Origin of the sequence: Chitinophaga sp., from assembly GCF_035761305.1 — a bacterium.
Taxonomy (GTDB): domain Bacteria; phylum Bacteroidota; class Bacteroidia; order Chitinophagales; family Chitinophagaceae; genus Chitinophaga.
The window spans coordinates 1-22,987 of the sequence record NZ_DASTRI010000191.1 but is presented as its reverse complement, the minus strand read 5'-3'; the positions used below and the strand labels follow the sequence as shown (position 1 = coordinate 22,987).

Annotated in this window: 22 protein-coding genes and 2 tRNA genes; 8 read left to right on the top strand and 16 right to left on the bottom strand. The window is 49.0% G+C overall.

The window, feature by feature from the left end; all coding sequences use genetic code 11:
- Nucleotides 1-45: 45 nt before the first annotated feature.
- Together VFS25_RS16455 and VFS25_RS16450 are read right to left on the bottom strand one after the other, a co-directional pair.
- Complete coding sequence (locus VFS25_RS16455; protein WP_326463260.1) at nt 46-615, bottom strand: L-threonylcarbamoyladenylate synthase; 570 nt, start codon at nt 613-615, stop codon at nt 46-48.
- Nucleotides 616-656: 41 nt separating this feature from the next.
- A complete protein-coding gene (locus VFS25_RS16450; protein ID WP_326463259.1) occupies nt 657-1,805 on the bottom strand; it encodes a glycosyltransferase family 1 protein in 1,149 nt (382 codons plus the stop codon).
- A 243-nt stretch (nt 1,806-2,048) separates the two neighbouring features.
- On the opposite strand from VFS25_RS16450, the gene VFS25_RS16445 reads away from it, so the two are divergent.
- Together VFS25_RS16445 and VFS25_RS16440 are read left to right on the top strand one after the other, a co-directional pair.
- Entirely contained in the window at nt 2,049-2,861 is an 813-nt protein-coding gene (locus tag VFS25_RS16445) for a 2,3,4,5-tetrahydropyridine-2,6-dicarboxylate N-succinyltransferase (protein ID WP_326463258.1), read from the top strand.
- A gap of 113 nt (nt 2,862-2,974) precedes the next feature.
- Nucleotides 2,975-3,058: transfer RNA gene (locus tag VFS25_RS16440), tRNA-Leu, on the top strand.
- Nucleotides 3,059-3,255: 197 nt separating this feature from the next.
- On the opposite strand, the gene VFS25_RS16435 is transcribed toward VFS25_RS16440, so the two are convergent.
- The gene (locus VFS25_RS16435; protein ID WP_326463257.1) at nt 3,256-3,504 is read right to left on the bottom strand and encodes a hypothetical protein; all 249 of its coding nucleotides are present in this window, start codon (nt 3,502-3,504) and stop codon (nt 3,256-3,258) included.
- A 715-nt stretch (nt 3,505-4,219) separates the two neighbouring features.
- Here VFS25_RS16435 and VFS25_RS16430 point away from each other — a divergent pair.
- Nucleotides 4,220-4,780 carry a hypothetical protein gene (locus VFS25_RS16430; RefSeq protein WP_326463256.1) on the top strand — a complete coding sequence of 187 codons (561 nt, stop codon included), beginning with the start codon at nt 4,220-4,222 and terminating at the stop codon, nt 4,778-4,780.
- A gap of 58 nt (nt 4,781-4,838) precedes the next feature.
- Here VFS25_RS16430 and VFS25_RS16425 read toward each other — a convergent pair whose 3' ends face one another.
- The 3 genes from VFS25_RS16425 to VFS25_RS16415 form a co-directional block, all read right to left on the bottom strand.
- A complete protein-coding gene (locus VFS25_RS16425) occupies nt 4,839-5,387 on the bottom strand; it encodes a hypothetical protein (protein ID WP_326463255.1) in 549 nt (182 codons plus the stop codon).
- Nucleotides 5,388-5,501: 114 nt separating this feature from the next.
- Nucleotides 5,502-6,041 carry an AAA family ATPase gene (locus VFS25_RS16420; protein WP_326463254.1) on the bottom strand — a complete coding sequence of 180 codons (540 nt, stop codon included), beginning with the start codon at nt 6,039-6,041 and terminating at the stop codon, nt 5,502-5,504.
- Nucleotides 6,042-6,137: 96 nt separating this feature from the next.
- Nucleotides 6,138-8,165 carry a glycosyl hydrolase family 95 catalytic domain-containing protein gene (locus tag VFS25_RS16415; protein ID WP_326463253.1) on the bottom strand — a complete coding sequence of 676 codons (2,028 nt, stop codon included), beginning with the start codon at nt 8,163-8,165 and terminating at the stop codon, nt 6,138-6,140.
- Nucleotides 8,166-8,397: 232 nt separating this feature from the next.
- Between VFS25_RS16415 and VFS25_RS16410 the strand changes: the two genes are divergently transcribed.
- Complete coding sequence (locus VFS25_RS16410; RefSeq protein ID WP_326463252.1) at nt 8,398-8,835, top strand: hypothetical protein; 438 nt, start codon at nt 8,398-8,400, stop codon at nt 8,833-8,835.
- On the top strand, nt 8,832-9,323 hold the full coding sequence (locus VFS25_RS16405) for a nucleotidyltransferase (RefSeq protein WP_326463251.1): 492 nt from the start codon (nt 8,832-8,834) through the stop codon (nt 9,321-9,323). Before VFS25_RS16410 ends, VFS25_RS16405 begins: the two co-directional genes overlap by 4 nt.
- 2 nt (nt 9,324-9,325) lie before the next feature.
- Here the strand turns inward: VFS25_RS16405 and VFS25_RS16400 are convergent, their stop codons facing one another.
- The 3 genes from VFS25_RS16400 to VFS25_RS16390 form a co-directional block, all read right to left on the bottom strand.
- Nucleotides 9,326-10,045 carry a class I SAM-dependent methyltransferase gene (locus VFS25_RS16400; protein ID WP_326463250.1) on the bottom strand — a complete coding sequence of 240 codons (720 nt, stop codon included), beginning with the start codon at nt 10,043-10,045 and terminating at the stop codon, nt 9,326-9,328.
- Nucleotides 10,046-10,158: 113 nt separating this feature from the next.
- Nucleotides 10,159-10,722: a hypothetical protein gene (locus tag VFS25_RS16395; RefSeq protein WP_326463249.1), complete on the bottom strand. Its 564-nt coding sequence runs from the start codon at nt 10,720-10,722 to the stop codon at nt 10,159-10,161.
- A 6-nt stretch (nt 10,723-10,728) separates the two neighbouring features.
- Nucleotides 10,729-11,187, bottom strand: coding sequence for a hypothetical protein (locus VFS25_RS16390; protein ID WP_326463248.1), 459 nt, complete (start codon nt 11,185-11,187; stop codon nt 10,729-10,731).
- 125 nt (nt 11,188-11,312) lie between these two features.
- On the opposite strand from VFS25_RS16390, the gene VFS25_RS16385 reads away from it, so the two are divergent.
- A tRNA-Leu gene (locus tag VFS25_RS16385) sits at nt 11,313-11,396 on the top strand.
- A 170-nt stretch (nt 11,397-11,566) separates the two neighbouring features.
- Here the strand turns inward: VFS25_RS16385 and VFS25_RS16380 are convergent.
- From VFS25_RS16380 to VFS25_RS16370, 4 genes are all read right to left on the bottom strand, one after another.
- On the bottom strand, nt 11,567-11,920 hold the full coding sequence (locus VFS25_RS16380; RefSeq protein ID WP_326463247.1) for a hypothetical protein: 354 nt from the start codon (nt 11,918-11,920) through the stop codon (nt 11,567-11,569).
- Between the two features lie 27 nt (nt 11,921-11,947).
- Nucleotides 11,948-12,928, bottom strand: a complete 981-nt coding sequence (locus VFS25_RS16375; RefSeq protein ID WP_326463246.1) for an L-histidine N(alpha)-methyltransferase — start codon at nt 12,926-12,928, stop codon at nt 11,948-11,950.
- A 79-nt stretch (nt 12,929-13,007) separates the two neighbouring features.
- On the bottom strand, nt 13,008-13,355 hold the full coding sequence (locus VFS25_RS25375; RefSeq protein ID WP_414647750.1) for an OsmC family protein: 348 nt from the start codon (nt 13,353-13,355) through the stop codon (nt 13,008-13,010).
- Nucleotides 13,356-13,419: 64 nt separating this feature from the next.
- Entirely contained in the window at nt 13,420-14,358 is a 939-nt protein-coding gene (locus VFS25_RS16370) for an NADP-dependent oxidoreductase (protein WP_326463245.1), read from the bottom strand.
- Nucleotides 14,359-14,587: 229 nt separating this feature from the next.
- On the opposite strand from VFS25_RS16370, the gene VFS25_RS16365 reads away from it, so the two are divergent.
- On the top strand, nt 14,588-16,141 hold the full coding sequence (locus tag VFS25_RS16365; protein WP_326463244.1) for a PLP-dependent aminotransferase family protein: 1,554 nt from the start codon (nt 14,588-14,590) through the stop codon (nt 16,139-16,141).
- 88 nt (nt 16,142-16,229) lie between these two features.
- Nucleotides 16,230-18,281 (top strand): beta-N-acetylhexosaminidase, encoded by a 2,052-nt coding sequence (locus VFS25_RS16360; protein ID WP_326463243.1) that lies wholly within the window; start codon nt 16,230-16,232, stop codon nt 18,279-18,281.
- Nucleotides 18,282-18,293: 12 nt separating this feature from the next.
- Here VFS25_RS16360 and VFS25_RS16355 read toward each other — a convergent pair whose 3' ends face one another.
- The 3 genes from VFS25_RS16355 to VFS25_RS16345 all read right to left on the bottom strand — a co-directional run.
- Nucleotides 18,294-19,436, bottom strand: a complete 1,143-nt coding sequence (locus VFS25_RS16355) for an efflux RND transporter periplasmic adaptor subunit (RefSeq protein ID WP_326463242.1) — start codon at nt 19,434-19,436, stop codon at nt 18,294-18,296.
- Nucleotides 19,402-22,569: an efflux RND transporter permease subunit gene (locus VFS25_RS16350; protein WP_326463241.1), complete on the bottom strand. Its 3,168-nt coding sequence runs from the start codon at nt 22,567-22,569 to the stop codon at nt 19,402-19,404. The genes VFS25_RS16355 and VFS25_RS16350 overlap by 35 nt, the downstream gene beginning before the upstream one ends.
- A 7-nt stretch (nt 22,570-22,576) precedes the next feature.
- Nucleotides 22,577-22,987, bottom strand: a 411-nt coding sequence (locus tag VFS25_RS16345; protein ID WP_326463240.1) for a TolC family protein, incomplete at its 5' end; no start/stop codon positions are given.

Sequence of the window (22,987 nt, the reverse complement as noted above, 5' to 3'; positions counted from 1 at the left end):
AATTAAGAATGAATAATGAATAATAGGATGTGGCAGTGTTCATAATTACTCCCTGATCACATCAAGGCTGCCGTTATCGTGCAGGCGGATAATGCGGGAGGGTGGTTTAACAGTAGTATCGTTCTGCCGGTACTGCACCACGTAGTTCACGCCTTCCTTTATGGCCGGGTCAATAGCGGCAAAGGTGGCGGGTGTGGGCTGCCCGCTCAGGTTGGCGGAGGTAGATACCAGCGGTTTGCGGAGGCGTTTAATGAGGTGGCGGCAAAACTCGTCCTGCACAATACGTATAGCCACGCTCCCATCCTGGTGAATGGCATTGCGGGCCAGGCCCAGCGCGCCATCGTAGATAACCGTGGTGGGGCGGTCAAAGCCCTGCAGTATATTGGCTAAATCGGGATGCGGGTGGGCAATGTATTGCATCAGGTCGCGCACATCTGCCAGCAGTATAACCAGGCTTTTGGTTTCATCGCGCTGCTTTAAGGTAAATACGTCCTGCACCGCTGCTTCATTGGTAGCATCGCATCCAATGCCCCATACCGTGTCTGTAGGGTATAAAATAAGGCCGCCTTCCTTTAACACGCGAAGGCAGGGAGTAATGTCGGTTTCAAATTGCATAGTTGTTTCGTTTGTTGCAGGCATTTTGAGGGCCTTATCGCTTACTTCGTTTTTTCCTGCATGGTTGCTTCATATACTTTCATCATGGCGGCGGCACATTTTTCCGGCGTAAAAAGCTGTGCATGCGCCCAGCCCTTTTCCCGCATATCCTGTGCCAGCGCGCTATCTTCCATTACCCGGCAAATGGCGTGGGCAATGGTGTGCGGCTGCAGCGGATCGACATACAACGCGGCATTGCCGCCGGTTTCTGCAAAGCACGAGCCCTGGGATGTGATAACAGGCGTGCGGCTCCATAATGCTTCCAGGATGGGAATGCCAAACCCTTCAAAAATTGAGGGGTACAGTAATGCCCGGGCGCCCTGGTATAACAGCGGCAGGTGCGCATAACCCGGACGGCCCTGCTCATTCAGCCATATTACCTGCTGCTGCAGGCCGTGCGAAGCTATAAAGGCTTTTACCCTCTTTTTATAGGCACGGCCATCACCGAGTATTACCAATGGCGCCTGGCATGAGGGCGGCAGCTGGCGCAGGGCCTGCACCACGCCTAACAGGTTCTTTCGCTCAATTACCGAACCTACGTATAACAGGTAGTCCTGCGGCAGGCTATACCTGCGGCGCATTTCCTGCAGCTGCTCCGGTGTGTGCGCAACAGCAAACATAGGATCGCAGCTTTGGTACACCACGGCTATTTTTTCTGCAGGCGTATGATAAAAGGTAATAAGGTCGGCCTTGGTTTGCTCACTGATGGCCACTACCCTGCCGGCCTGTTCACAGGCATACCTGGCCTTGCGGCGGTAGGTTTGCACATCAACGGGATTGTACTGGGCAGGGTAACGTTCAAAAATGAGATCGTGCATGGTAACCACGCTTTTGATACCGGTGCGGTGAATGCCGAAAGGTATTTCGTGGCTGAGGCCGTGGTAAAGGTGTATGTGATGCGACAGCAGGTCGTTTACCACCCACCTGCTGCGCCAGGCAGCCCGGAGCCAGCGGTGCAGTGGCTTTTGCGGCAACACGGTTTGCATACCGGGATAAGGCGCGGTGTTGAACATGCCTGTTTGCTTTGGCGCAAAAAGAAAGTAATGCTGTTCCGGGAAAAAGGTGGCCAGGGCGCTGATGAGGGAACGGCTGTAATTACCCAATCCCGTATTATTCTGGAAAGCCCGTTTGGCGTCAAAGGCAATGTTCATTTACTGGTCGTGATTTTAGCGGTTGGCTATCAGCGGTGTGCGTATAGCCGGCGCGTTTGCGCCAGCCGTTGACAGCGGGCAAACGAATGACCGGACGGCAAAATAAGGAAATTTTTTGCCAACGGGATGGCGCCACAGGAAGGCGGGCATGTACCGGTATGCGCTTCCCGCAGTTGGAATGCCTCAGCAATAAAGCCCTACCCTATTACCCAAATGCCGTTTATATTTGCAAAAAAATCAACAATGGAACTAAAAGATCAAATTCAGACCGTTTGGAACGACCGTAGCCTGCTGGAAGAAACGCAATATACCGATGCTATCAGGGCTGTAATAGAAGCGGTGGATAAGGGCAAATTGCGCGTGGCAGAACCTGTGGCCGACGGATGGCAGGTAAATGAATGGGTAAAGCAGGCCATTCTCCTGTACTTCTGCATACAACCCATGGAAACCATGACCCTGGCCCCTTTTGAGTTCTATGATAAGATGAAGCTGAAAAACAACTACAAAGACCTGGGTGTTCGCGTGGTGCCGCATGCCATTGCGCGCTACGGCGCCTATATTGCCAAAGGCGCTATTTTAATGCCTTCTTACGTAAACATTGGCGCGTATGTAGGCGAAGGCACCATGGTAGATACCTGGGCAACAGTAGGCTCCTGCGCGCAGATAGGCAAGCATGTGCACCTGAGCGGCGGCGTAGGTATTGGCGGCGTGCTGGAACCCCTGCAGGCCAGCCCGGTGATTATTGAAGACGGCTGTTTTATCGGCTCCCGCTGCATAGTGGTGGAAGGCGTGCGTGTAGAGAAAGAGGCTGTGCTGGGCGCGAATGTAGTGCTCACCCAATCAACCAAGATCATTGACGTAAGCGGCAGCGAGCCGGTAGAATACAAAGGCCGCGTACCGGCACGCAGTGTGGTAATACCCGGCACCTATACCAAGAAATTTCCTGCGGGCGAATACCAGGTGTCCTGCGCGCTGATCATTGGCAAAAGGAAAGAGTCAACCGACCTGAAAACAAGCCTGAATGATACCCTCCGTGAGTTCAGCGTGGCAGTGTAAGTAAGCATGAAAATAAGGGAGGGGAAGCGTTCTCAACTTTTTCGGATTTTTTGGGATTAAAAAATTTGGAAGTTTTAAAAAAGTGCATACTTTTGCAATCCCTTAACACGGTTGCCCAGATGGCGAAATTGGTAGACGCACTGTGTTCAGGTCGCAGCGCTCGCAAGGGCGTGCTGGTTCGAATCCAGTTCTGGGCACTAAAAACAAAAGGCCGGAAGTAATTCCGGCCTTTTGTTTTTTAGGGTAATTGTACCCCGATAAACAGTACCTGCCTTTGCATGACCGCACTGGTCATGCAAGCCTTTTTTCCTTTAGATGGTAAAACCGAATCAACACATCTACATTCCCTGTGCCGGGTTCACAAATAACCAGTTGACCGATATGGCAGCAAGCTTTATTTCCCCGGCACCGGCACATCATTAACCGAGATCAAGGCATCTAACCGGATCACCTTTCCTGTATCTGTTTTCAGGTACTCAACCTTGTTCTGCGTATAAACATCCACGATCTTAGCGGAAAGGGACTTTTGTTCGCCGGCCTCGTCACGGTATACAATTAAGGAAACGGTTTTAGTAGTTGCCCAGGCTTCCAGGCGATCATAATAGTTACAGTCAATAGGTGTATAATCTTTAGCGGAATCCATATTTGATCATTTTAACTTTTATTCATCAATAATGCGGCCAGTACCGGCGGGGAACCGCCGCCTTTACGCATTACCGCAAAATTTCAGCAGGTGTTTTGCGCGTAATGCCAAAGTAGAATTTTTGCCCGGGTTTGAAGTTTTCTCTTAGCTCAAAGTTCTCAAAGGCTGCACCACCTGGTATGCGTATATACTGCGATCTATCCGCGCTTCCGCCGCTCCAGTAATAGTACCTGCCATTCACTCTTAATTGAAGTGAGGTATCGAAACCGGCAGCTTCCTTTCGCCAGTATTGTGTTAGCGTATAGCCACCTGCACGCTTAAGCCAACTGGTATTAAAAAAAGGATTATGATACAGCCAGAAGCTATTAAGGAAATTTTCTTTGACATGGATGTTACTTGAAAGCCTTATGTCTATTGCTTAATAGCCGGGGTATAACCGCTATTTTTCTTTGCCCAAGATAGAGATAAATATTAATTTTTGAAGCACACCACCTATCCATAGCATACCGTTGTAATAACCGGTCAAACGCCACCGGCAACAGCAAGTGGTACATTGCAATCATCGTTCTACAGTTTACTATAGAATTTTACCCTAATTTTACCGCCTGAATCAGCACCTTATTTAAAGATGGATCAATTGGTTACTTTTGGAAAAACTGGTTTTATACTGGCAACTGTTATTGGATTAGCCGGCTGTTCCAAACATCCAGGAGAATTGAATAACAATGATGAAAATTATGGCAGCATTGTTTTCACTGCCCGCGGGGAAAATGTGTCTTGCACAGATGAAAAAAATGAGGCGGTCTTTGAATACCAGCCACAGTCGGAAAAATACAACCTGCTAACTATTCAGGGATCGAATGATGATGAGCCTGTGCATCATGAGAACAGCATTGTACTGTCGCTGCTTACAAACGGCGATTTGAAAACAGGCACCTATCCTATAATAGATGACGAAGATCTATTGTCCTGCCGATCAGGCACAAAAACGGATGGTTGTGTGAATGTAGCTTCCGGCGTGGTTTCTTCCAATGATGAGGTTTCAACCGCGGCATGGGGTACAAAGGATGTACGTTCTACCGGGGCTGGCAACCTTACAATTGAAAAGATAGACCTGGGAGCCTATCATGCCGGGGAATCTGCGGACGAAGCGGGTTATACAGAAGGAAGGATCTCAGGCACCTTTAAATACAGCGGTGTTAATTGGGATAAAACCTCAACAGGAACGGCAGCAGGAAAATTTGAAAACATTCCCCTGAAAATATATGATAAATGATCCGGGCAACAGGGCCCGGATAGCAGCGGCCGGCGTGAGGGTTTCCTATTAAGGAACCTTAAATTTTCCTTTTGCGGAAGTTGAACTTGTATGTCAGGCGCAACCCTAATAAAGCTACGGGATGATCATACACAAGCACTCTATCGCAGTGCAACATAAGCTCAAAGCTGCTGTGTGCATCAACCGGCAGGTCGTAGCCAATGCCTCCTGTACCGCCAATACCACTGCTGGAGGCATCTTCGCCGCCAACGAACAAAGTTGGCCCCAATGCGGCAAATACTCCTCCTGTGATATAGTAACGGACAGGCAAACTTAACATCACCAGGTTAATACCCCGTGGCGATCCTTCAAAATAGTAGCCGTTGTAACGGCCTTTATTCTGGCTTACAATTCTTTCAATACTGAGAGTGGGCGTTAACGCAAACCTGTTGCTGAGCCGCGCGCTGGCTTGCAATGCCCAGGTGTTGCCTACCTTATAGCCGCTCTCAAGGGGAAGGGCCGGACCTGCGCCAAAGCCGATGGAGCCGCGGGCCTGTGCCTGCGCATGGGTACAATAAAAAAACAGGGTAACTAAAAGTGCAATGTTAAAAAGGCGTAAGGGTATCATTATAAAAGGGATTTACCGGCATCAAATATATAATAAAAGCAACAAGTATTTTCTCCTTCCCGGGGGTGTTGGCGCATTGCAGGAAACAACATCAATGGAACCATGGAATTTGCCTTACAGGATCCCAATAAAATCCATAATGGCGTTCATGCCCGGCGTATAGCCGTTAGTGGTATCAACTTCAAGGGTGGGGTATGGCAGTCCGGGCGGCTTATATTCAATTATAAATTTTTTAAGCCCTTCATCGAAGCGCACATCCTGGTCACCATGAAATTTTTCCCTTTCCGGATCTGCCAGTAACCGGTTGTTAAACCTTTGCAGGGCAAGGTCAGGGCTTACCTTACACAACAGTATCACGATACCTGCTTTTTCTTCCAGCTGCGCCAGTCCTGCTTCCCAGACCGTATGCTGAAAGGCCGCCTCCGCAACCGCTGAAATGCCCGCGCCTGCAAGCGATGCAAGCACCTGGAAGAAAGCACCGGAAACATTCCTGTTGGTATTTTCAGGCAGCGCATTATGGGGTAGCCGGGCGGTGCGGATATACCCTTCCTTTAGCTGGTCCCTGGAAACCAGCGGGCACCTTACCGTGTCACTCACCTGCCTGGCCAGGGTAGACTTACCTGATCCGGGCCTTCCGGTGATGATAATAAGCAATGGTTTATTCACCGGCGTAAGCTACTAAATTCCGGGCTCACCACATTTGAATGAACAGATGTTTTGCTCCCCGGGGTTCTTACCCTGCCAGGAAAATTATTTAGTAAAGGTTTTATGCTCAACACCAATTCCCGTGATGGTTAGCTTTTTCCAGCCGGGCGGCAGGGCTGATTTGATTTGTGTGATGCCATGAGGCGTGATCTCCAGTCCGCCGAAACCCATTAATACTGCCTGCAGCAAGCCGCCCGCGCCTGTTGCAAAGTAAGGATTGGTGCCGCCTTTTGTTTCTGCAATCACCCGGAACGGCGGGTTCAGATTGGGCAGGTAGGCTGCTTTAAACCAGTGATAAGCCTTATCGCCATTTCCCAAACGGGCATATAACAAGGCAAAAACCGCTTGCGTCATGGCGGGCGTACCTTCGTCCGGCACCCTTGTTTCATAATACGCCAGGTCTTTTTGCACCTGCTTCTGATCCGTAACTTCTTTTAAAGGATATGCAAGCAGGTTCACATCTGCCTGTTTGATACCTTCGCCATGGTATGCGGCATGCTCCTGTGTAACGCCGTTATCCATCTTTAATATGGGAATGTTGGCGGCCACCGTGGCCCAATCCGGATCGGGCTTAATACCCAGGATGTTCGCGGCTGCCGTTGCATACTGCAGGTTTGCTTTGGCGGCTGCATTTGTGAAAGCATTGTTATCTACATTCTCGGCCCATTCATCTGCAGCTACCACATTCTTTATATCATAATGGCCAGGTCCGTTCCTTTCAACACGGCTTGCCCAAAAGCCGGCTGTAGCAGATAAAACCGGGTAGCCTTTTTCACGCAGCCATTCCTTATCCTGCGTTACGGCATAATAGTTCCAGGCGGCAATGGCCACATCTGCGGTGATATGATGTTCAAACGGCCCGCTCAGCGCCCATACCGGCGTTTCCTCCACACCGGTTCCTGCGCTTTCCCAGGGGTACATGGCCCCTTTAAAGCCATTGGCGAATGCGTTCCGTTTTGCTGCTTCCAGCCGCTGATAGCGGTATTCGATCATGCTCTTTGCCAGCTCAGGATGAAGCACCAGCAATGCGGGGTACATCCAAAGCTCGGCATCCCAAAAAACATGGCCGTTATAACCAAGGCCGCTTAACCCCATTGGCGAAGGGGAATAGGCAGTTCCTTCACGAACAAAGGAGTAGAGATGATACATCATGCTGTGCACATCCTGCTGGGCCTGCGGATCGCCGTCAATTATAATATCGCTTTTCCAGAGGCTGTCCCACGCTTGCTGATGGTGCTGCAGCAAGCGGTCGCGCCCTTCCAGCTTTGCATAAATTGTTAACCGCTCTGCTTCGTTCAGGGGATCGTCATGATGGGCAGATGTAAGCGAAGAGCCTACAATGGAAAAGCGATAGCTTTTGCCTGCCCTGATTGTTTTTGAAAACTTCATCAGGTGCATATTGTTGTCCCACATTTCATGGATCACGCGGGGCTCCTGGCCATGCGGCTCGCTGAACAGGAAAGTATTGGAAGCGCACATCAGCAGCTTACCGGTTGGCGACCTGGCAGTGGATGTTAGCAGGCTGATAACTACATGCGGGCGGTCAATTTCATTGTAATAATTCTGTACGTCTTTTAAGGCGTCGGGCGCTTCCATTACGCTTGCACCGGTAATGGATATATCTTTTTTAGGGGTAATGCTTACATCCATCAATACGGTGTACGGCAGGTGGCGCAGTGCATAATAGGTATAGGTAACAGTGGCTTTATCGCCATACTCAAAAGAGGCGGTAAAGGCGGCATGCCGCATATCAAGCTCCTGCTTAAAACCTGAAACATCTTTGGCTTCAATGCGGCGCCCGTCTACCTCCAGGTACATGTTCAGCAAATTAAAGCTGCGAAGAAAATTACTGACGCGGCCGCGACCATAGAGATCATAAGCGCCTGCCAGCACTACCTCTTTTACCTTAAAGGGTTCGGGCGACGATACAATACCGGTTATACCATTGGCAACCGTAATACCGTAATAGCCGGATGGGGTGATTTTGGCAGCCGTAAGCTTCCAGGGATCCTGGGAAAAGGAGCGATGGGAAATGAACAATAAAAGCGTAAAAACAATGGGCGCGCATTTCATAATGTAAAATGGTTTGGGTTCAATCCGGCAGTAAGGGTACCTGCCAGATATAAATTTAACAACAAAGCCAATCAGCACCAAAGCCGGTTTATTTAGATCCGCTTTATGACAGTCAGTACTACGTAACTACCAGGATATACATGAGATACGCACATCGTGTATACTGGCATTCATTATATGCATTTTCAACCTTAAATGACAAATATATAGAGAATATTTGTTAACTTGGCGCATGCCGGATGTGTATTTAACGAATAAAAGAGTAGTAGTAGTTTATTGGAAGGATAGACCTGAGCAACCATTTGAAGTCTTTTCAAACCTGAAAAACTTTTGCCTGAGCTATCCACAATACAACTATAACACGCTCAATAATTACCTGAGCAAGGGAAAGGTTCCCTTTGAAAATAAGGAGGTTCGCGTGGAACGTAAAAATATAATTACACAACCTAAAAAGACACTGTCTTCCGTTGATACAAAGCGAAGGATAGCACCGGTTGTGCGGAAGGTTGCAATGCATGAAGCGAACGAAGCCGCTCATGATGTTGAATATTGGTTTAAACAACCCTTTAGTAAAAGGATTGAGGCAGTTACATTTATTGTTACCCAATCTTTAAGAAAGAACGCCCGGATTGATAAAACGGCCGTCAGGAGAAAGGCCTTAAAGTTATGATTTTAGCTGAGGACTTTGAAGACTTTGTAAAGCTGCTAAACAAGCACCAGGTAGAATATATGGTGGTAGGCGGTTATGCTTTAGCATTGCATGGTAAGCCGCGTCATACAGGCGATCTTGATATTTGGATAAACATTTCACCAGCCAATGCGGAACGAATGTTAAAGGTGCTTGATGAATTTGGCATGGGCGCCTTAGACTTCAGCAAAGAGGATTTTTTACAACCGGGATATATTACGCAGATTGGTTATCCACCCCTGAGAATTGATATTCTTAATAATATTGATGGCGTTGAGTTCACTGAAGCGGCACCAAACCGTCAAAAGATAACGCTGGATGATGGGCTTGAAATCTTCTTCATTGGCTTACAGGATTTCCTTAAGAATAAGGAAGCAGCCGGTCGCAGCCAGGATCTTGCCGATATAAAGGAAATTAAAAAGAAATTACCCAAGCAGCAAAGCAGGAAGGGGAAACGCCCTGACCAATAAACTCAAAACTTCACATGCCAGTCATACGGGCGCTCGTCCTCTTTTATTTTCTGCAGGGCAACACACCGCGTATAGATCCCTAATTTATAATCTTTTACCGTTATTCCATCGTTAGCGCCGAGTGTGAGCCAGTTTTTTATGATCTTCCTTATTGCGGAGCTTTGTTTATTGGCAGGCCAGTTGCCATACACTTTATAATGCGGCAATTGCGCAATATACCTGACGAGCTTGCGTATAGAGGGGTAATTAACATCATCGAACACCAGTACACCGCCGGCTTCCAAAAGCTTATCGATCAGGAAATAGTCAACCATCAGCCAGTCTGTTAGCTTGGTGGAGTCTACGTAAGCAAAATCAAATTTTTTCCCTTCGGCCAGAAAACGGGACAGCGCTGTATGGGATTGCTCTTCGTAAAAATCAAGGCGGCCTTCATAGCCGGCCTGTTTAACCAGCTCCAGGCCATTTCCGCCCCAGTAGCTGTTTTCAGCCGGGTCAATTGCTACAGCATGGCCATTGTTAGCAGCAATGGCATCTACTATTGCCAGCGTAGAGGTGCCGTATGCCAGCCCTACTTCTACGGATGTTTTAAAATGGTTGTCTTTTATTATACTTTGCAGAAATGCACACTGCCCCAGGGGTGTTTCGGAATGTACTTCTACTATATCTCCTTTTGAATTGGTGAATTTCCTGGTATTACAAACCTGTTCTAAAAGTAAATGCATGTGCTATTGTTTATTCACGGATAGTTTATTCGTTTAGCCGTAGCCGGCCGAAGGTACTGCGAAAATTCAGATTTTTATATATGTGGGCGGCCGCAGGGGGCATGCGCCGCCTTTTATGGCAGCTGTTTGCCTGGCACCAGCTCAACCTTGTTCAGTGTGAAGCTGAAATCGGGGTTACCGGCCATTACAGCGTTGTGCTGGTCCAGGATAAAAAGCACATTTTCATCGCCCCTGAGCAGGTTAAGGGTTGTACCACCGTTGTGGGGCATTAGCCTGTAAATTTCCATAGCCGGGTAAGGCGGCCGGCCTTTTACAATGCTCCACTGGCCGCGGATCTCCTGGTAGCGGTACGATCCTCCCTCCTGCTTTACCACATCGCCGCTTCCAACAATGGACAATACAAAGCTGTCGGGTTTAAGCGTAGCAGGATTACGGTAAAACACAATGTTCATCTTTAATTTAACGCAATCAGCATCTGTTAACAAATGCAGCTGGCGGGCCAGCACCGGGCATGGCGGCCGGCCTTCGAAAACGCCGAATACAGAAGGGCCGGCAGGAATGGGGTGGTATGTAATGGTTTGGAAAGGCTTATTGTGCGCAGGAGCGGTTTGCGCCCTAACGGCAGTTATCAGCAGGCCGTTTGCAAGGAAGAAGAGCACTGACAAAAAACGTTTCATACGTGCTTATTTAATACGGTTCAACGTATAGCTCCATGCTGCGCTGCCGACCATGAGGCGACCGCCTGCATCCAGCAGGTGCAGCACCTTATCATTTACTTTCCAGAAAGCAATTTCCTTATTCGTTGCAGCATCTGTTAAACGATAAATGACAGCGTTCCTGTAGGGGACCACTCCTTTTTCCGCTGTCCACTTCCCATGCAGGATAAGTTTAGTTCCGCCCCCTGTAAGACCGGTGGCGCCCTGTTGCGGCAGGCCGTAAGCGCAGCGCAGGCTAAAAGTATCGCTGTAAAGCGTAAGCTCCCACCTGATCAGCTCACAGGGCGTATTTACAGGAATGCCAGGCAAAGGAGGGCTGGCTGCAGCGCAGGGCGTGCTGCCGGCAAAAACCACCGGGGACTGGGAACAAGCCGCTACAGCAATCCAGCACATGGCAAGGGTGATGATCAGCCTGCACTTTATCATGACGTTTGTTTTAAGGGGAGATTTGCATAACGAATTTACGAATAAGGTAACCCGAACAACTTCTTTTTAAACAAAAGTTTGTAAAAATAAATTCTATGCTTACCTTCGCTGCCCCTAACACGGTTGCCCAGATGGCGAAATTGGTAGACGCACTGTGTTCAGGTCGCAGCGCTCGCAAGGGCGTGCTGGTTCGAATCCAGTTCTGGGCACACAAAAGGCTTGAAAATCAATGACTTCAAGCCTTTTTCTTTTTTCCCCATTGTTTTAACACGCAGGATGATATAATGCCGCCCTTTGTTGTTGTCTTAGTTGATTTTTGCATTTCATCAATGATCTTCATCGCGGCTTGCTTTTCTTCTTCCGGTGAGCATGTCTTCCGCTATCCTTTGAAATACCGCTCTTCTACAATTTGCCCGTTTTCCCATAATGAGCGGACTATCTCATGCAAATAGATGTCACTTCCGTCCTTCATTTCGAAATTTAAAACGTATTCTGAAAAAGAAGCATTATCATCCGACACCGACCGGAGAAGCGAAATTTCCTTTACCTTTTGAATTGACCCCACAAAGTCGTTTAGCTTTTTCATAGCTGCCTGCTTTCCCTCCGTAACCCTGCCGTCAAATTCGACAGTCCTGATATTGGGCGCGTAATACTTTTCAGCGGCATCAACAAGCTGACCATTTGTTACCATCTCATTCATGGTATTTGATAATTCCCGGAGATTCTTTTGCATTTATTGTCGTTTGAATGTGAATAATACTTAAACGGCTGTCCAGATTGCATCCATAAACCACAATTTGCTATCTAAAAATTCTGCAGTATGGATAAATCCATTATCAATCGCCATTTGGCGAACCTGATTTTTTGAATATTTCTGCGATATTTCGGTCCATATACATTCATTTTTCTCAAAAGGAATTTCGGCGCCGGGTAGATGCACCACCATATCGCTTAAACAAACAAGATAGCTTTTCGCTGCGCCCGTCAGCGGATCATAGCTGCAATAATGTTCAAACTGGTCAATCCTGAAATCCGCTTCCAGTTCCCGGTTAATTCTATTCAACAGGTTTAGATTAAATTCCCGGGTAAGCCCCTTCCCGTCATCATACGCCCGCCTGATAACAGCAGGATGCTTGACGAGATCAAACCCTATGATACACTGATCGCCAGGCTGTAAATAGCCACGTAGTTTTTTAAAGAACTGGTTGCTTTCTGCTATCGTCATATTGCCGATATTACCGCCTAAACACATCACAACCTTCCGCCTTTCAGTAAATAAGCAATGAGATGCCAGCGTGTTAAAGTAATCGCCTACCAATCCATTAAATCGTAAACCCGGAACCTTAGCTGGCAGGAAGGATTGCAACGCGCAAATTATATTCTCAGATATATCGACAGGAATGTAATTAAACGATACACCTGCCGCAGTAAGGGCCTGTAACAGGTAAACAGACTTAGCGCAATTACCGGGGCCCAATTCGATTAATTCAAAATCTAATTTTTGCCTCGTCAGACTATCTGCAATGTCTTTTGTTTGACAGGTAAAGATCTCCATTTCACATCTTGTAAGATAATAGTCCGGCGACACCATTATCTCCTGGAAGAGATCATCCCCTTTTTTGTCGTAAAAGTATTTTGACGATAGCCTTTTTGGAACTTGTGCCAGGCCCTGGATAACGTCCAGATAAAAATCTTTGTTTTCCATTTTAAGCCTGTATTCATCTGCGTCTATTGATGTCATATATGAAGTATCGTTAAAAAAGAGGAGGTGCAGCAGAGTGGCTTTGGAAAACCCTTACTTGTATAACCTTTCTTTATCCTCATAGCTGCGAGGAGTAATTTTCAGTTGTCTGGATAGATTCTGCATCTGATGGTGGGTAGTTACCCGTGCCTGCGGGTACTGAAGTATCGCCGGACAGATGTGTGTCTATCACGATCTCACCTTGTAACAATTTAGCAACCGGGCAATTTTTTGCTACCCAAAGCAGCCTTTCCCTTTGGTCATCCGTCACCGGCTGGCCAAACGAAACCGTTCTGAAAATCGAAGTCTTGAAAGGTTCAACCTCCTGCAACATGTTTACCGAACAATGTATGTCTGTAATATCCCATCCTTTTCTCCTGATATACATACGTAACGTGGTTAACGTACACCCGATCAACCGTATCATGATATTTGATTTTAGAACGGTTTTTTCCATGAAGCGGCCATAACCGCCCGGCCTCTCCGGGCCCTTACGGGCGAATGCGGATGATCGTCTTTCCCTTGGCCCGCCTGGTTGAATTGAAGGTGGCAACGGCGTCGTCGAGCGTAGCAATGTCGCCGATGTTCGTGCGCAGGCGTCCTTCCCGCACCCGCTGGACAAGCTCACTCAATTGAATGCGGTCGGGTACAACAACGAAATCAACCGTCAGGCCATCAACGGGCCGCGCTTCAGTCGGGCCGGTGATGGTCACCAGCGTTCCCCCGGCGCGAATCAAGCCTGCAGAACGCTTCACAATTTCTCCGCCGAGGACATCGAAAACAAGATCAACTGCACCAACATCTTCCAGGGTATCGTTCTCAAGGTCAACGAACTCCTGCGCGCCGAAATCGAGCGCTGCCTGACGGGCGGCAGCACGTCCGGTGCCGATGACATATGCGCCGGCATCACGTGCAAGCTGGGTTGCCATTGAACCAACTACACCTGCCGCACCATGCACGAGCACCGTTTGCCCTACGCGAAGGCGGCCGTGTTCGAACAGTCCCTGCCACGCAGTCAGGCCCGGCATTACGAGGGCCGCGCCTACTGTGAAATCAACGTCGCCCGGCAGCGGCGCAAGGTTGCGCGCCTCAACCGCTACATACTCCGCCAGCGTGCCGTCGCGGGTCCAGTCCGTGAGGCCGAACACCCGCTGTCCTACCGACAGCCCGGTTGTTCCGTAACTAAGCGCGGTGACTACTCCGGCCAATTCGTGGCCGGGAATCGAAGGCGTCCTGTCACGGCCTAAGCGGTCGATCCAGGTCGAAGGCCACGACAGCTCATCCCCGGTAAATCCCGATGCATGAACCCGAACAACAACATCGCCGTAGTTCGCGCCCGAGAGGCTGCCAAGCCCCTGCGGCTCGGGCCGTTCCATCAGCTTCATTCCGGCTGTTCCCGCAGCCTGGTCTGTTACAACAATCGCCTTCATAGCATACCTCCTTTTTTGTTCACCAGGAAACACCTGTTTAATAAAACGGTGTTGCCATACACTACTGTTTTCATTTTTTTGTTTTTAGCGTTAATACTGATCATGCCTGCCTTTAGCGTGATCTCAATATTTAAAGTTGCAAGTATGATTCTATTGAATGTCAGGATAAAATTATGTTCTAATTTGGTTACCTTGATGGTCCAATTTCAAAATATACAGGGGTCCAGTTATGATTAAAAAGTTCCTTGAAATTTCATTTAAAAAAGACGGGCAGCATAGTCCTTTATACCTGCAATTGGAATCGGAAATTATCCAGTTGATTTGCCGTGGCGTTTTGAAACCAGGGCAGGCGCTCCCCTCTTCACGTGAACTGGCGCAAAGCCTTAAACTCAATCGTAAAACGGTGGTGGCTACTTACGAGGAATTGGGCGCGCAGGGCTGGGTGGAAACCAGGGAAAGAAGCGGCGTTTATGTTTCGAGCCACCTGCCTGATACTTCGGCTCATGCCATCAACCCAAATAGCAAAAAATTAACACGAAGCCGGCAACCCGGTTATCCATTGATCATAAAACGGCCTTCTAACGGAACAACCAGGATAGATCCAAATGTGGAAATCATTACCCCGGGAATGCCAACGCCCCTGTATAAAATTGATGACGGCTTTCCTGATCCCAGAATTGCGCCTATTGAGCAGCTGGTGCGGGAATACAGGAGGTTTGGAAAGAGCCGCCTAACAAATCGATTGCTCATGTATGGCCCGGAGCAGGGCTCTTATCATCTCAGGGTTGAACTGGCTAAATTTTTAAACAAGACCAGGGGGATGCAGGTTACTGAAAAAGAAATACTGATAACTAAAGGGACGCAGATGGCCATTTATTTAACCACGCAGCTACTCGTTCGTCCCGGGGACACTGTATTTGTACCGGAACCTGGCTATTTGGACGCCAATGAAGCCTTTAAGCTGGCAGGAGCTAATCTGGTATTTATCCCGGTAGATAAAGAGGGCATGGATGTAGACAGGATTGAGCAGCTGTGTAAAAAGAAGGTACCCAAGATGATCTATATTATCCCGCATCACCACCGGCCTACCACCGTTACTTTAAGCGCAGAGCGGCGCATGCGGCTAATGAACCTGGCCCGCAAGTACCGGTTTGCATTGCTTGAAGATGATTATGATTTTGATTACCACTTTACAAGCAGCCCCCTTTTGCCTTTGGCCAGCCTGGACACGGCTGGACATATTATTTATGTAGGTTCCTTTTGCAAAAGCATTGCACCCGGCATCCGGATCGGGTTTATGGTGGCGCCGGAAGTGGTAATAAGCGAAGCCGCTGCCCTTCGTAAATTAATAGACCGGCAAGGTGAACAGTTGCTGGAAGAAGCGACCGCCGAACTTTTGAGCGCCGGTGAGATCTCCCGGCACATCAAAAAGTCGCATAAGGTTTATCAAGGGCGGTTGGAAAATACCTGCCGGTTGCTCCGGGAGCACCTGCAGGATTATTTAACGTTTGAGCGACCGAACGGCGGGTTGGCCATCTGGGCAACTTACAGCAAGAATATAAGTGCCAGCGCGGTTGCCCTGAATGCAGAAAAGCTGGGATTAAAGATCAGTGATGGCCGTAATTATTTTTTCCAGCCTAATATTTCCAGGCCACACGACTTCATACGCATCGGTTACTGTTCTTTAGATGAAACAGAAATGGCCGGTGCAATTGATATATGGAAACAGGCCCTTACCCCGTTTGCCCCCAAAAAAAAAGGTAAAAACGGTAGTGTAAAATAAATGGTGTCCAATACTGTTTCAAAGTTCGGAAGCCGCATGCCAATTGTAAATGGCGCAATATTATCAAAATATTTTTTTAATATTGAAAATGAACACGATATGGAAACAACCATCGCTGTGCCATATACGCATCAGGGAAACCATTTGCGTCTTGCTGCTGACCTTTAATGTTCTGTGTGCAAATGGCCGGCAACAGGAACCATCCATTATTCCATTACCGCAATCATTGCAATGGAGCCCGGATAAGTTCGATCTGCACAAATGCACGGCGATTATTTTCACGGACACCTCTTTCAAAAAAGAAGCAGTACGCCTGCAACAGTTGCTTGCTGAAAAAGGGAATACCGTACGCATCGCACCGGCCGCAATGCCCCAAGCATATACTATTGAATTAAGGCCGGGTACCGTAGTACCCGGCCGGCAATCCGCCGAAGCCTACCAGCTTGAGGTGAAGCATGACCGCATTGTACTTACCGCCGGTACGGCTCATGGAATATTTTACGGCATACAAACACTTTCACAGCTGATTGATGATAATGACCTGGTAAGCGGCTGCACCATTGTAGATTACCCCGCGTTCAGATGGCGGGGATATATGGTGGATGTGGGCCGGAATTACCAGTCACCGGACCTGCTAAAGCAGCAAATAGATAAAATGGCCCGGTACAAATTAAATGTTTTCCACTTTCACCTTACAGAAGATGTGGCGTGGCGGCTGCAGGTAAAACAATATCCCCGGCTAACGGCTGCTGCGAGCATGCAACGCAATAAAGGAAAGTACTACAGCATTGAGCAGATGAAGGAGCTGATCCGGTATTGTAAGGACCGGCATATTACGCTGGTGCCTGAAATAGATATGCCAGGGCATAGTAAGGCATTTACCCGGGCAATGGGAGTAGATATGCAAAGCCGGGAAGGTGCTGAAATAGTGAAAAACATTCTCCGTGAGATATGCAGCACTTATGATATACCCTACCTGCACATTGGCGCCGACGAGGTTAAAATAACCAATGCGCAGTTCCTGCCCGCGGTTACGCAGCTCATCCGGCAATATAAAAAGGAAGTGATCGGATGGGCGCCCGGCGGCAATTATGATGAACACACCATCCGCCAGTTATGGAAAGAAGAAGAAAATAAAGATGCCGGTAAACATGCCATCCGGTATATAGACTCCCGGTTCCTGTACATCAGCGACATGGATCCCTTAAACAGCGTGGTGACTATTTTCAACCGGCAGATAGGCGGGAAACCTCATGGCAACGCCAGCCTGTTAGGCGCTGAGTTTTGTTTATGGGCCGACCGGCGGGTACAGCAGGAGTCAGACCTGGTAAATATGAACCCGGTTTATCCTGCTATGCTGGCTTTTTCTGAACGCAGCTGGCGCGGCGGCGGTTACCCTGGCGTAGTATTCAGCATAGGGCCCGATTCCTCTGCCAGGGCAAAAGCGTTTGCGGCATTCGAAAAGCGGCTAACCGACCACAAACGGAAATATTTTGCACAGCTGCCGTTTCACTACGTAAAACAAACGCATATCAAATGGCATTTATTTGGCCCGTTTGATAACAATGGCAGCTTAAACACCTCTTACTGGCCGGAAATGAAAGGCGTATCGCTGAAGGATTCTACAGCGGCGGTACTGGCCACAGGCGGAACAGTATGGTTATGGCATACCCACGGGCCTGCTGTTAAAGCCTGGCTTGAGCAGCCCAGGGAAAACACTACCTGGTATGCCTATACGCGATTCTGGAGCAACGCCGATACGGTTATACAATTATGGGCGGATTTTAAAGATCTGTCCAGGTCCGGCGCCGATGCTACTCCTTCCAAAGGAGCATGGGACTATATGAACAGTAAATTATGGATCAACGGGGCGCTACTGGCGCCTCCGCAATGGGCTTTCCCGGGCCGCGCATCCGGTAAACTGGAAGAGCCCATGGTGAATGAAGGGTTTTATTACAGGCCTCCGGCGACCGTTAAAGTTAAAAGAGGCTGGAACAATGTACTGGTAAAACTTCCGATGGGCAAATTCAATCCTGATCTTGACTGGCAGGTTCCTCCCAAGTGGATGTTCACATTTATCCCGGTACACCGGGAAAAAGGAATAAACTGGTATGCAGACGAGCGGAGATTTGAGCCGTAACCTCCCGGGCCGCTACGGCTCCGGGAGCTTCGGCACAAGGGCGGTTCCTGCTTTTATTTCGTCCGTAGCCCGCATGAGTAAAGTGTCGTTTTCGGATAGATTCCCAAATATCTCCATCTTATCTCCCACGCTGATACCGTTACGAACATCTACCCATTCCGCTTTTCCATCTTTCAGCCGGATCACAAAATGCTTTTCCAGGCTGGTAGCTACCGCCGATGCCGGCACCAGGAAGGTGGGGGCTTTCCGGCCCAGGTTCAATACGGCATTGGCAAACATGCCTGATTTCAGCTGGTTGTTACTGTTTTTAAAAAGAAACTCCCATGTTTCAGTTCTGTTAGCCAGGTTCAGGGCGCCGGCTTTACGCGACAATACCGCCTGATACGTTACATCGGGTTGCGCATCCACGGTAAAATGAATGGTAGGGGTTTCCATGCCGGCAGCTGTATAGGATTCAGGTACGGGCACCCGTAAACGAAGCGTACTTATATTCTCCACTACCAGCAACGGCCTGGGATTGCCGGCGCTCACCAATGTACCGGGATCTACATTCCTTTGTGTAACGATGCCGCTAAACGGGGCGCGGATAGTAAGATAGTTTTTCAGCTGCGCAAAGGCATTTGTTTTCGACCGGGCAGCATTCAGCGCAGCGCTATCCGCCATCATCAGGCTCCTGGCCTTTTCCAGCTCCCCGGCGGCCACCGTTCCCTCCACCTTTGCGGCGTTCACAATCCGTTTATAGGCATCCAGGCTGCCGAGGTATTTAGAGCGGGCGGTTTGCACATCCGCATTAGCCTGCGAATAATTGGCAACCGTTTCCGGGGCCTCCAGCACCGCCAGCAGCTGATTCCTGCTTACCTTATCTCCAATGTCCACTTTCAACGTACCTACATACCCGCTTACCTTTGCAAAAATCTCCGCCCGTTCCAGCGGAACCAGTTCAGCCGGAAACGTAACCTGCTTATTAACGGTGTCTTTCCGCAGCAGGAAAGCGGCCGCCGAGTCAGCACCCGCCTTCTTTGCCGTTTCTTTGCCGCCGTTGTTTTGCCGGCAGGCCATCAACATAACCGCTAGCGATGCCAGTCCTATGATAGCATAAGAAAATCCCATGGTGTAACTTTTATAGAAGATCAGTTTGATGATTGTTTGCTTCATAATACCTGCTTTCCTTGTCCTCCGGGTGAAGCGACGGACTATGGTATGCTTTCCTGCCCATTATACCGGTGTAAATGGCCGGCAGGAAAACCAGGGTGCTAACCGTGGAAAAGAGCAGGCCGCCAATAACAGCAATGCCCAACGGCGCCATCTGGTCGCTTCCTTCACTAAAGCCGATAGCCATCGGGATCATGCCCGCAATCATAGCCATGCTGGTCATGAGTATAGGACGTAAACGGTTACCGGCGCCCGTTACAGCATAACCGGGGGCTGATTGTTTCCGGAATAATTCACCATTGGTAATCAACAGTATTGCATTGGCCACTGCCACGCCCACTGCCATGATCGTACCCATGTAGGATTGAATGTTCAATGATTGCCCCGTTATCAGCAACATCAGCAGCGCACCCGCCACTACGGCCGGAATAACCGATAAAACAGCCAGCGATAAACGGAACGATTGGAAGTTCACTGTGAGCATTAAAAAGATCACTACAATCGCAATCAATAGCCCTGTTTCCAGCTCATTCATTGTTTGGGCAAGCAGGTCTGCCTGGCCCCGCAGCATAATTTTCACGCCCTGCGGAAGCCCGCCTAATGAAGCAATAGCGCTTTTCACTTCCTTTACAGCAGTACCTGCATCCTTTTTGTAAATATTCGCCGTAATGGTAATGTACCGCTGTTGGTTAATACGGTCATATTCACCGGGCGATGTTGTGTTTTGAACAGTAGCTACATCCCGCAGATAAACAGGGTTGCCGGCACCTGCCGTCACCGGCACCAGGCCCAGCTCATCGGCGCTGTTAACACGGTATTGCGGGTATTCTACCTGTACCTGGTAAGCGGTACCGGTGTTTTTGTCAAGCCAGTAGTTAGGTTGCGTGAAGCGGCTGGAAGAAGTAGCGGCTACCATTGACCTGGTAACCTGGTCAACGGTTACTCCCAGCTGACCTGCTTTTACCCTGTCAATATCCAGCTTAACACCGGGATATTCCAGCGGCGTGGCAATCTGCACATCCCGCAGGTAGGAAATTCCCTGTAGTTTTTTATCCAGGTCGCCGGCTATCTTACAGCTTTGGGAAAGGTTTTTTCCCATGACAGCAATCTCAATGGGGTTGGCGGTTCCCATATTCACTACCTGCTCTGCCATGTCCCCCGGTTCAAAGGAAAGCGTTGCTGCGGGCATATCCTTTTTTACGGCGTTCCGCAGTGCTTCTTTAAACGTTTCAATGGCAATACCGGCCTCTTTCTTCAATTTTATCTTTGTCACCGATTCATGTGGTCCGCTTGTCCAGAGATGGATAAGGTTCACCGGGTAGCTGGAAGGCTGCACGCCAACAAAAGCAGAACTGATCTCTACCCCACCGTTGGTAATACTATCGGCCAGATGTAATAATTGCTGGGTGGCCGTTTCTGTTCTTTCCACACGGGTACCCGCGGGTAACCTTAACCTTACCTGTGCCTGGCCGGCATCGGTTTTCGGGAATATCTCAGTACCCAGGAAGTAAAACCCAGCGACCGTTATACCAAACGCCAGTATCAAATACAGCGGTGTAGCCCAGGATGCTTTTTTTACAAACCCTTTCAGCCATTCCTCATAACGCAATCTGAAGCGGTTAAATCGCCTGGTGGCATTAACTTCCCCGGTGTGGATGCGGTCTTTCAGCAACCAGTGCGCAAAAACAGGTACAACCGTTTGGGAAAGTGTGAAAGAAGCGATCATTGCAAAACCAACTGCCAGCGATAAAGGCAGAAACATAGATCCCGGAATGCCTGTCATAAACAGGGCCGGCACAAATACGGCGATCACGCAAAGGAGGATCAGCAGCTTGGGCAGCGCAATTTCCCGGCAGGCGTCCCATATGACCTTTGCTTTTGATTTTCCCAGTTCCTGGTGATGATGTATGTTTTCAATCGTTACGGTCGATTCATCCACCAGGATGCCGATGGCCAGCGCCAGCCCGCCCAGCGTCATTACATTCAGCGTTTGCCCGAAAATTCTCAGGCATATAATGGCTGACAACAGCGCCAGCGGAATAGTAATCACCACAATGAACGCGCCCCGCAGATCCCGCAGGAACAACAGCACCATCAACCCTGTCAGCAGGGCGCCGAGCACCCCTTCTGCAGTTAAGCTCCGTAATGCATTAATCACATATCCCGACTGGTCAAACGTATACGTTACTTTAATATCATCCGGAACCGCCGCCTGCATATCCGGCAAAGCTGCTTTTACCCTTTGCACCACATCCCAGGTGGCGGCATCGGCACGTTTGGTAACGGGGATGTATACCGACCGTTTTCCGTTGATGAGCGCATAGCTGGTAGTTACATCAGACCCCAGCTCCACATTGCCGATGTCCCTTACATACACCGCCGCACCTGCACCCAGCTTCAGGGGCACATTCTCCAGCTCCTTCACATTCTCCACCACTGCATTTTGAGAAGTGATCAACATTTTATCGCCCTCCCTGATATTACCAGCAGGCGTAATACTATTTGATTTAGCCAGGGCCTGTACTACTTCATCAGGCGACAGGTTATAATTTCTTATTTTCTCGGGGTCTACCTTTATAATCACCGTTTTCTGGTTGCCGCCAAAAGGCGGTGGCGCAGATACGCCGGGAAGGGTTGAAAACATGGGCCGTACCTTAAATAAGGCGAGATCCTGTATCTCGCCGAGCGAGCGGGTTTCAGAGGTGAACACCAACTGCCCCACGGGCACGCTTCCGGCGTCAAAACGGGTAATAAAAGGAGGCACCGTACCAGGAGGCATGAAGGCACGGGCACGGTTCACATAACCTACCACTTCGCCCATTGCCTGGCTCATATCGGTACCGTCATTAAACTGTATCTTGATAATCGTAGCTCCCTGAATGGATTTTGATTCCACATATTTTACCCCGGTCACATACAAAAAATGGTATTCATAGTAAGAGGTAATAAACCCCTCCATCTGTTCCGGGGAAAGCCCGCCGTAAGGCTGGGCCACATAAATGGTGGGTAATCCCATTGCGGGGAAAATGTCAATTTTCATGTTCCTGATACTGAGCCATGAAAAAAAGACAATCCCGATAAAGGCCACCACCACCGCCAACGGCTTACGCAGCGCAACCGCTATTAATCGGATCATAACCTTGCTAATTAACCTGGTTTAAGAATAAATTGAGATCGCCGTTCACAGCAGCTTTATACAACAGCGCTTTCCATACAGCCATATAGGCGGCTTTATTGTCAGCTGCCGCTTTTACGAGTGCATACTGCGCCTGCATAAGGTCGGCAAAATTGGCCAGGCCGGACCCGTAGCGGGACTGCATGGCCTTGTATGCGAAACTGGCAGACTCATAGTATAGCGGAGTTTCTTTTGACACCATTAATGCGGTGCCAAGCGTAGTATCGGCCAGCTCATCCTGTTTCCTGACCTGCAGCGTTACCTCATTCAGCTTTTCTTCATCGGACCGGATGAGGAAATCCTGCTGCCGGACCTGTGATCTTATTTTTGCAAACTGCAGGATGGGAATGCTCAGCTGTACCCCCAAACCGTAGTTGTA

Excerpts from the sequence above, each read along its gene's own strand:
- VFS25_RS16410 (WP_326463252.1), top strand. The coding sequence starts at position 8,398 with ATGCCGGATGTGTATTTAACGAATAAAAGAGTAGTAGTAGTTTATTGG.
- VFS25_RS16415 (WP_326463253.1), bottom strand. The coding sequence starts at position 8,165 with ATGAAATGCGCGCCCATTGTTTTTACGCTTTTATTGTTCATTTCCCAT.
- VFS25_RS25375 (WP_414647750.1), bottom strand. The coding sequence starts at position 13,355 with ATGATACGGTTGATCGGGTGTACGTTAACCACGTTACGTATGTATATC.
- VFS25_RS16395 (WP_326463249.1), bottom strand. The coding sequence starts at position 10,722 with ATGAAACGTTTTTTGTCAGTGCTCTTCTTCCTTGCAAACGGCCTGCTG.
- VFS25_RS16400 (WP_326463250.1), bottom strand. The coding sequence starts at position 10,045 with ATGCATTTACTTTTAGAACAGGTTTGTAATACCAGGAAATTCACCAAT.
- VFS25_RS16375 (WP_326463246.1), bottom strand. The coding sequence starts at position 12,928 with ATGACATCAATAGACGCAGATGAATACAGGCTTAAAATGGAAAACAAA.
- VFS25_RS16450 (WP_326463259.1), bottom strand. The coding sequence starts at position 1,805 with ATGAACATTGCCTTTGACGCCAAACGGGCTTTCCAGAATAATACGGGA.
- VFS25_RS16350 (WP_326463241.1), bottom strand. The coding sequence starts at position 22,569 with ATGATCCGATTAATAGCGGTTGCGCTGCGTAAGCCGTTGGCGGTGGTG.
- VFS25_RS16455 (WP_326463260.1), bottom strand. The coding sequence starts at position 615 with ATGCAATTTGAAACCGACATTACTCCCTGCCTTCGCGTGTTAAAGGAA.
- VFS25_RS16370 (WP_326463245.1), bottom strand. The coding sequence starts at position 14,358 with ATGAAGGCGATTGTTGTAACAGACCAGGCTGCGGGAACAGCCGGAATG.
- VFS25_RS16390 (WP_326463248.1), bottom strand. The coding sequence starts at position 11,187 with ATGATAAAGTGCAGGCTGATCATCACCCTTGCCATGTGCTGGATTGCT.
- VFS25_RS16425 (WP_326463255.1), bottom strand. The coding sequence starts at position 5,387 with ATGATACCCTTACGCCTTTTTAACATTGCACTTTTAGTTACCCTGTTT.
- VFS25_RS16445 (WP_326463258.1), top strand. The coding sequence starts at position 2,049 with ATGGAACTAAAAGATCAAATTCAGACCGTTTGGAACGACCGTAGCCTG.
- VFS25_RS16360 (WP_326463243.1), top strand. The coding sequence starts at position 16,230 with ATGAACACGATATGGAAACAACCATCGCTGTGCCATATACGCATCAGG.
- VFS25_RS16405 (WP_326463251.1), top strand. The coding sequence starts at position 8,832 with ATGATTTTAGCTGAGGACTTTGAAGACTTTGTAAAGCTGCTAAACAAG.
- VFS25_RS16365 (WP_326463244.1), top strand. The coding sequence starts at position 14,588 with ATGATTAAAAAGTTCCTTGAAATTTCATTTAAAAAAGACGGGCAGCAT.
- VFS25_RS16435 (WP_326463257.1), bottom strand. The coding sequence starts at position 3,504 with ATGGATTCCGCTAAAGATTATACACCTATTGACTGTAACTATTATGAT.
- VFS25_RS16355 (WP_326463242.1), bottom strand. The coding sequence starts at position 19,436 with ATGAAGCAAACAATCATCAAACTGATCTTCTATAAAAGTTACACCATG.
- VFS25_RS16380 (WP_326463247.1), bottom strand. The coding sequence starts at position 11,920 with ATGCAAAAGAATCTCCGGGAATTATCAAATACCATGAATGAGATGGTA.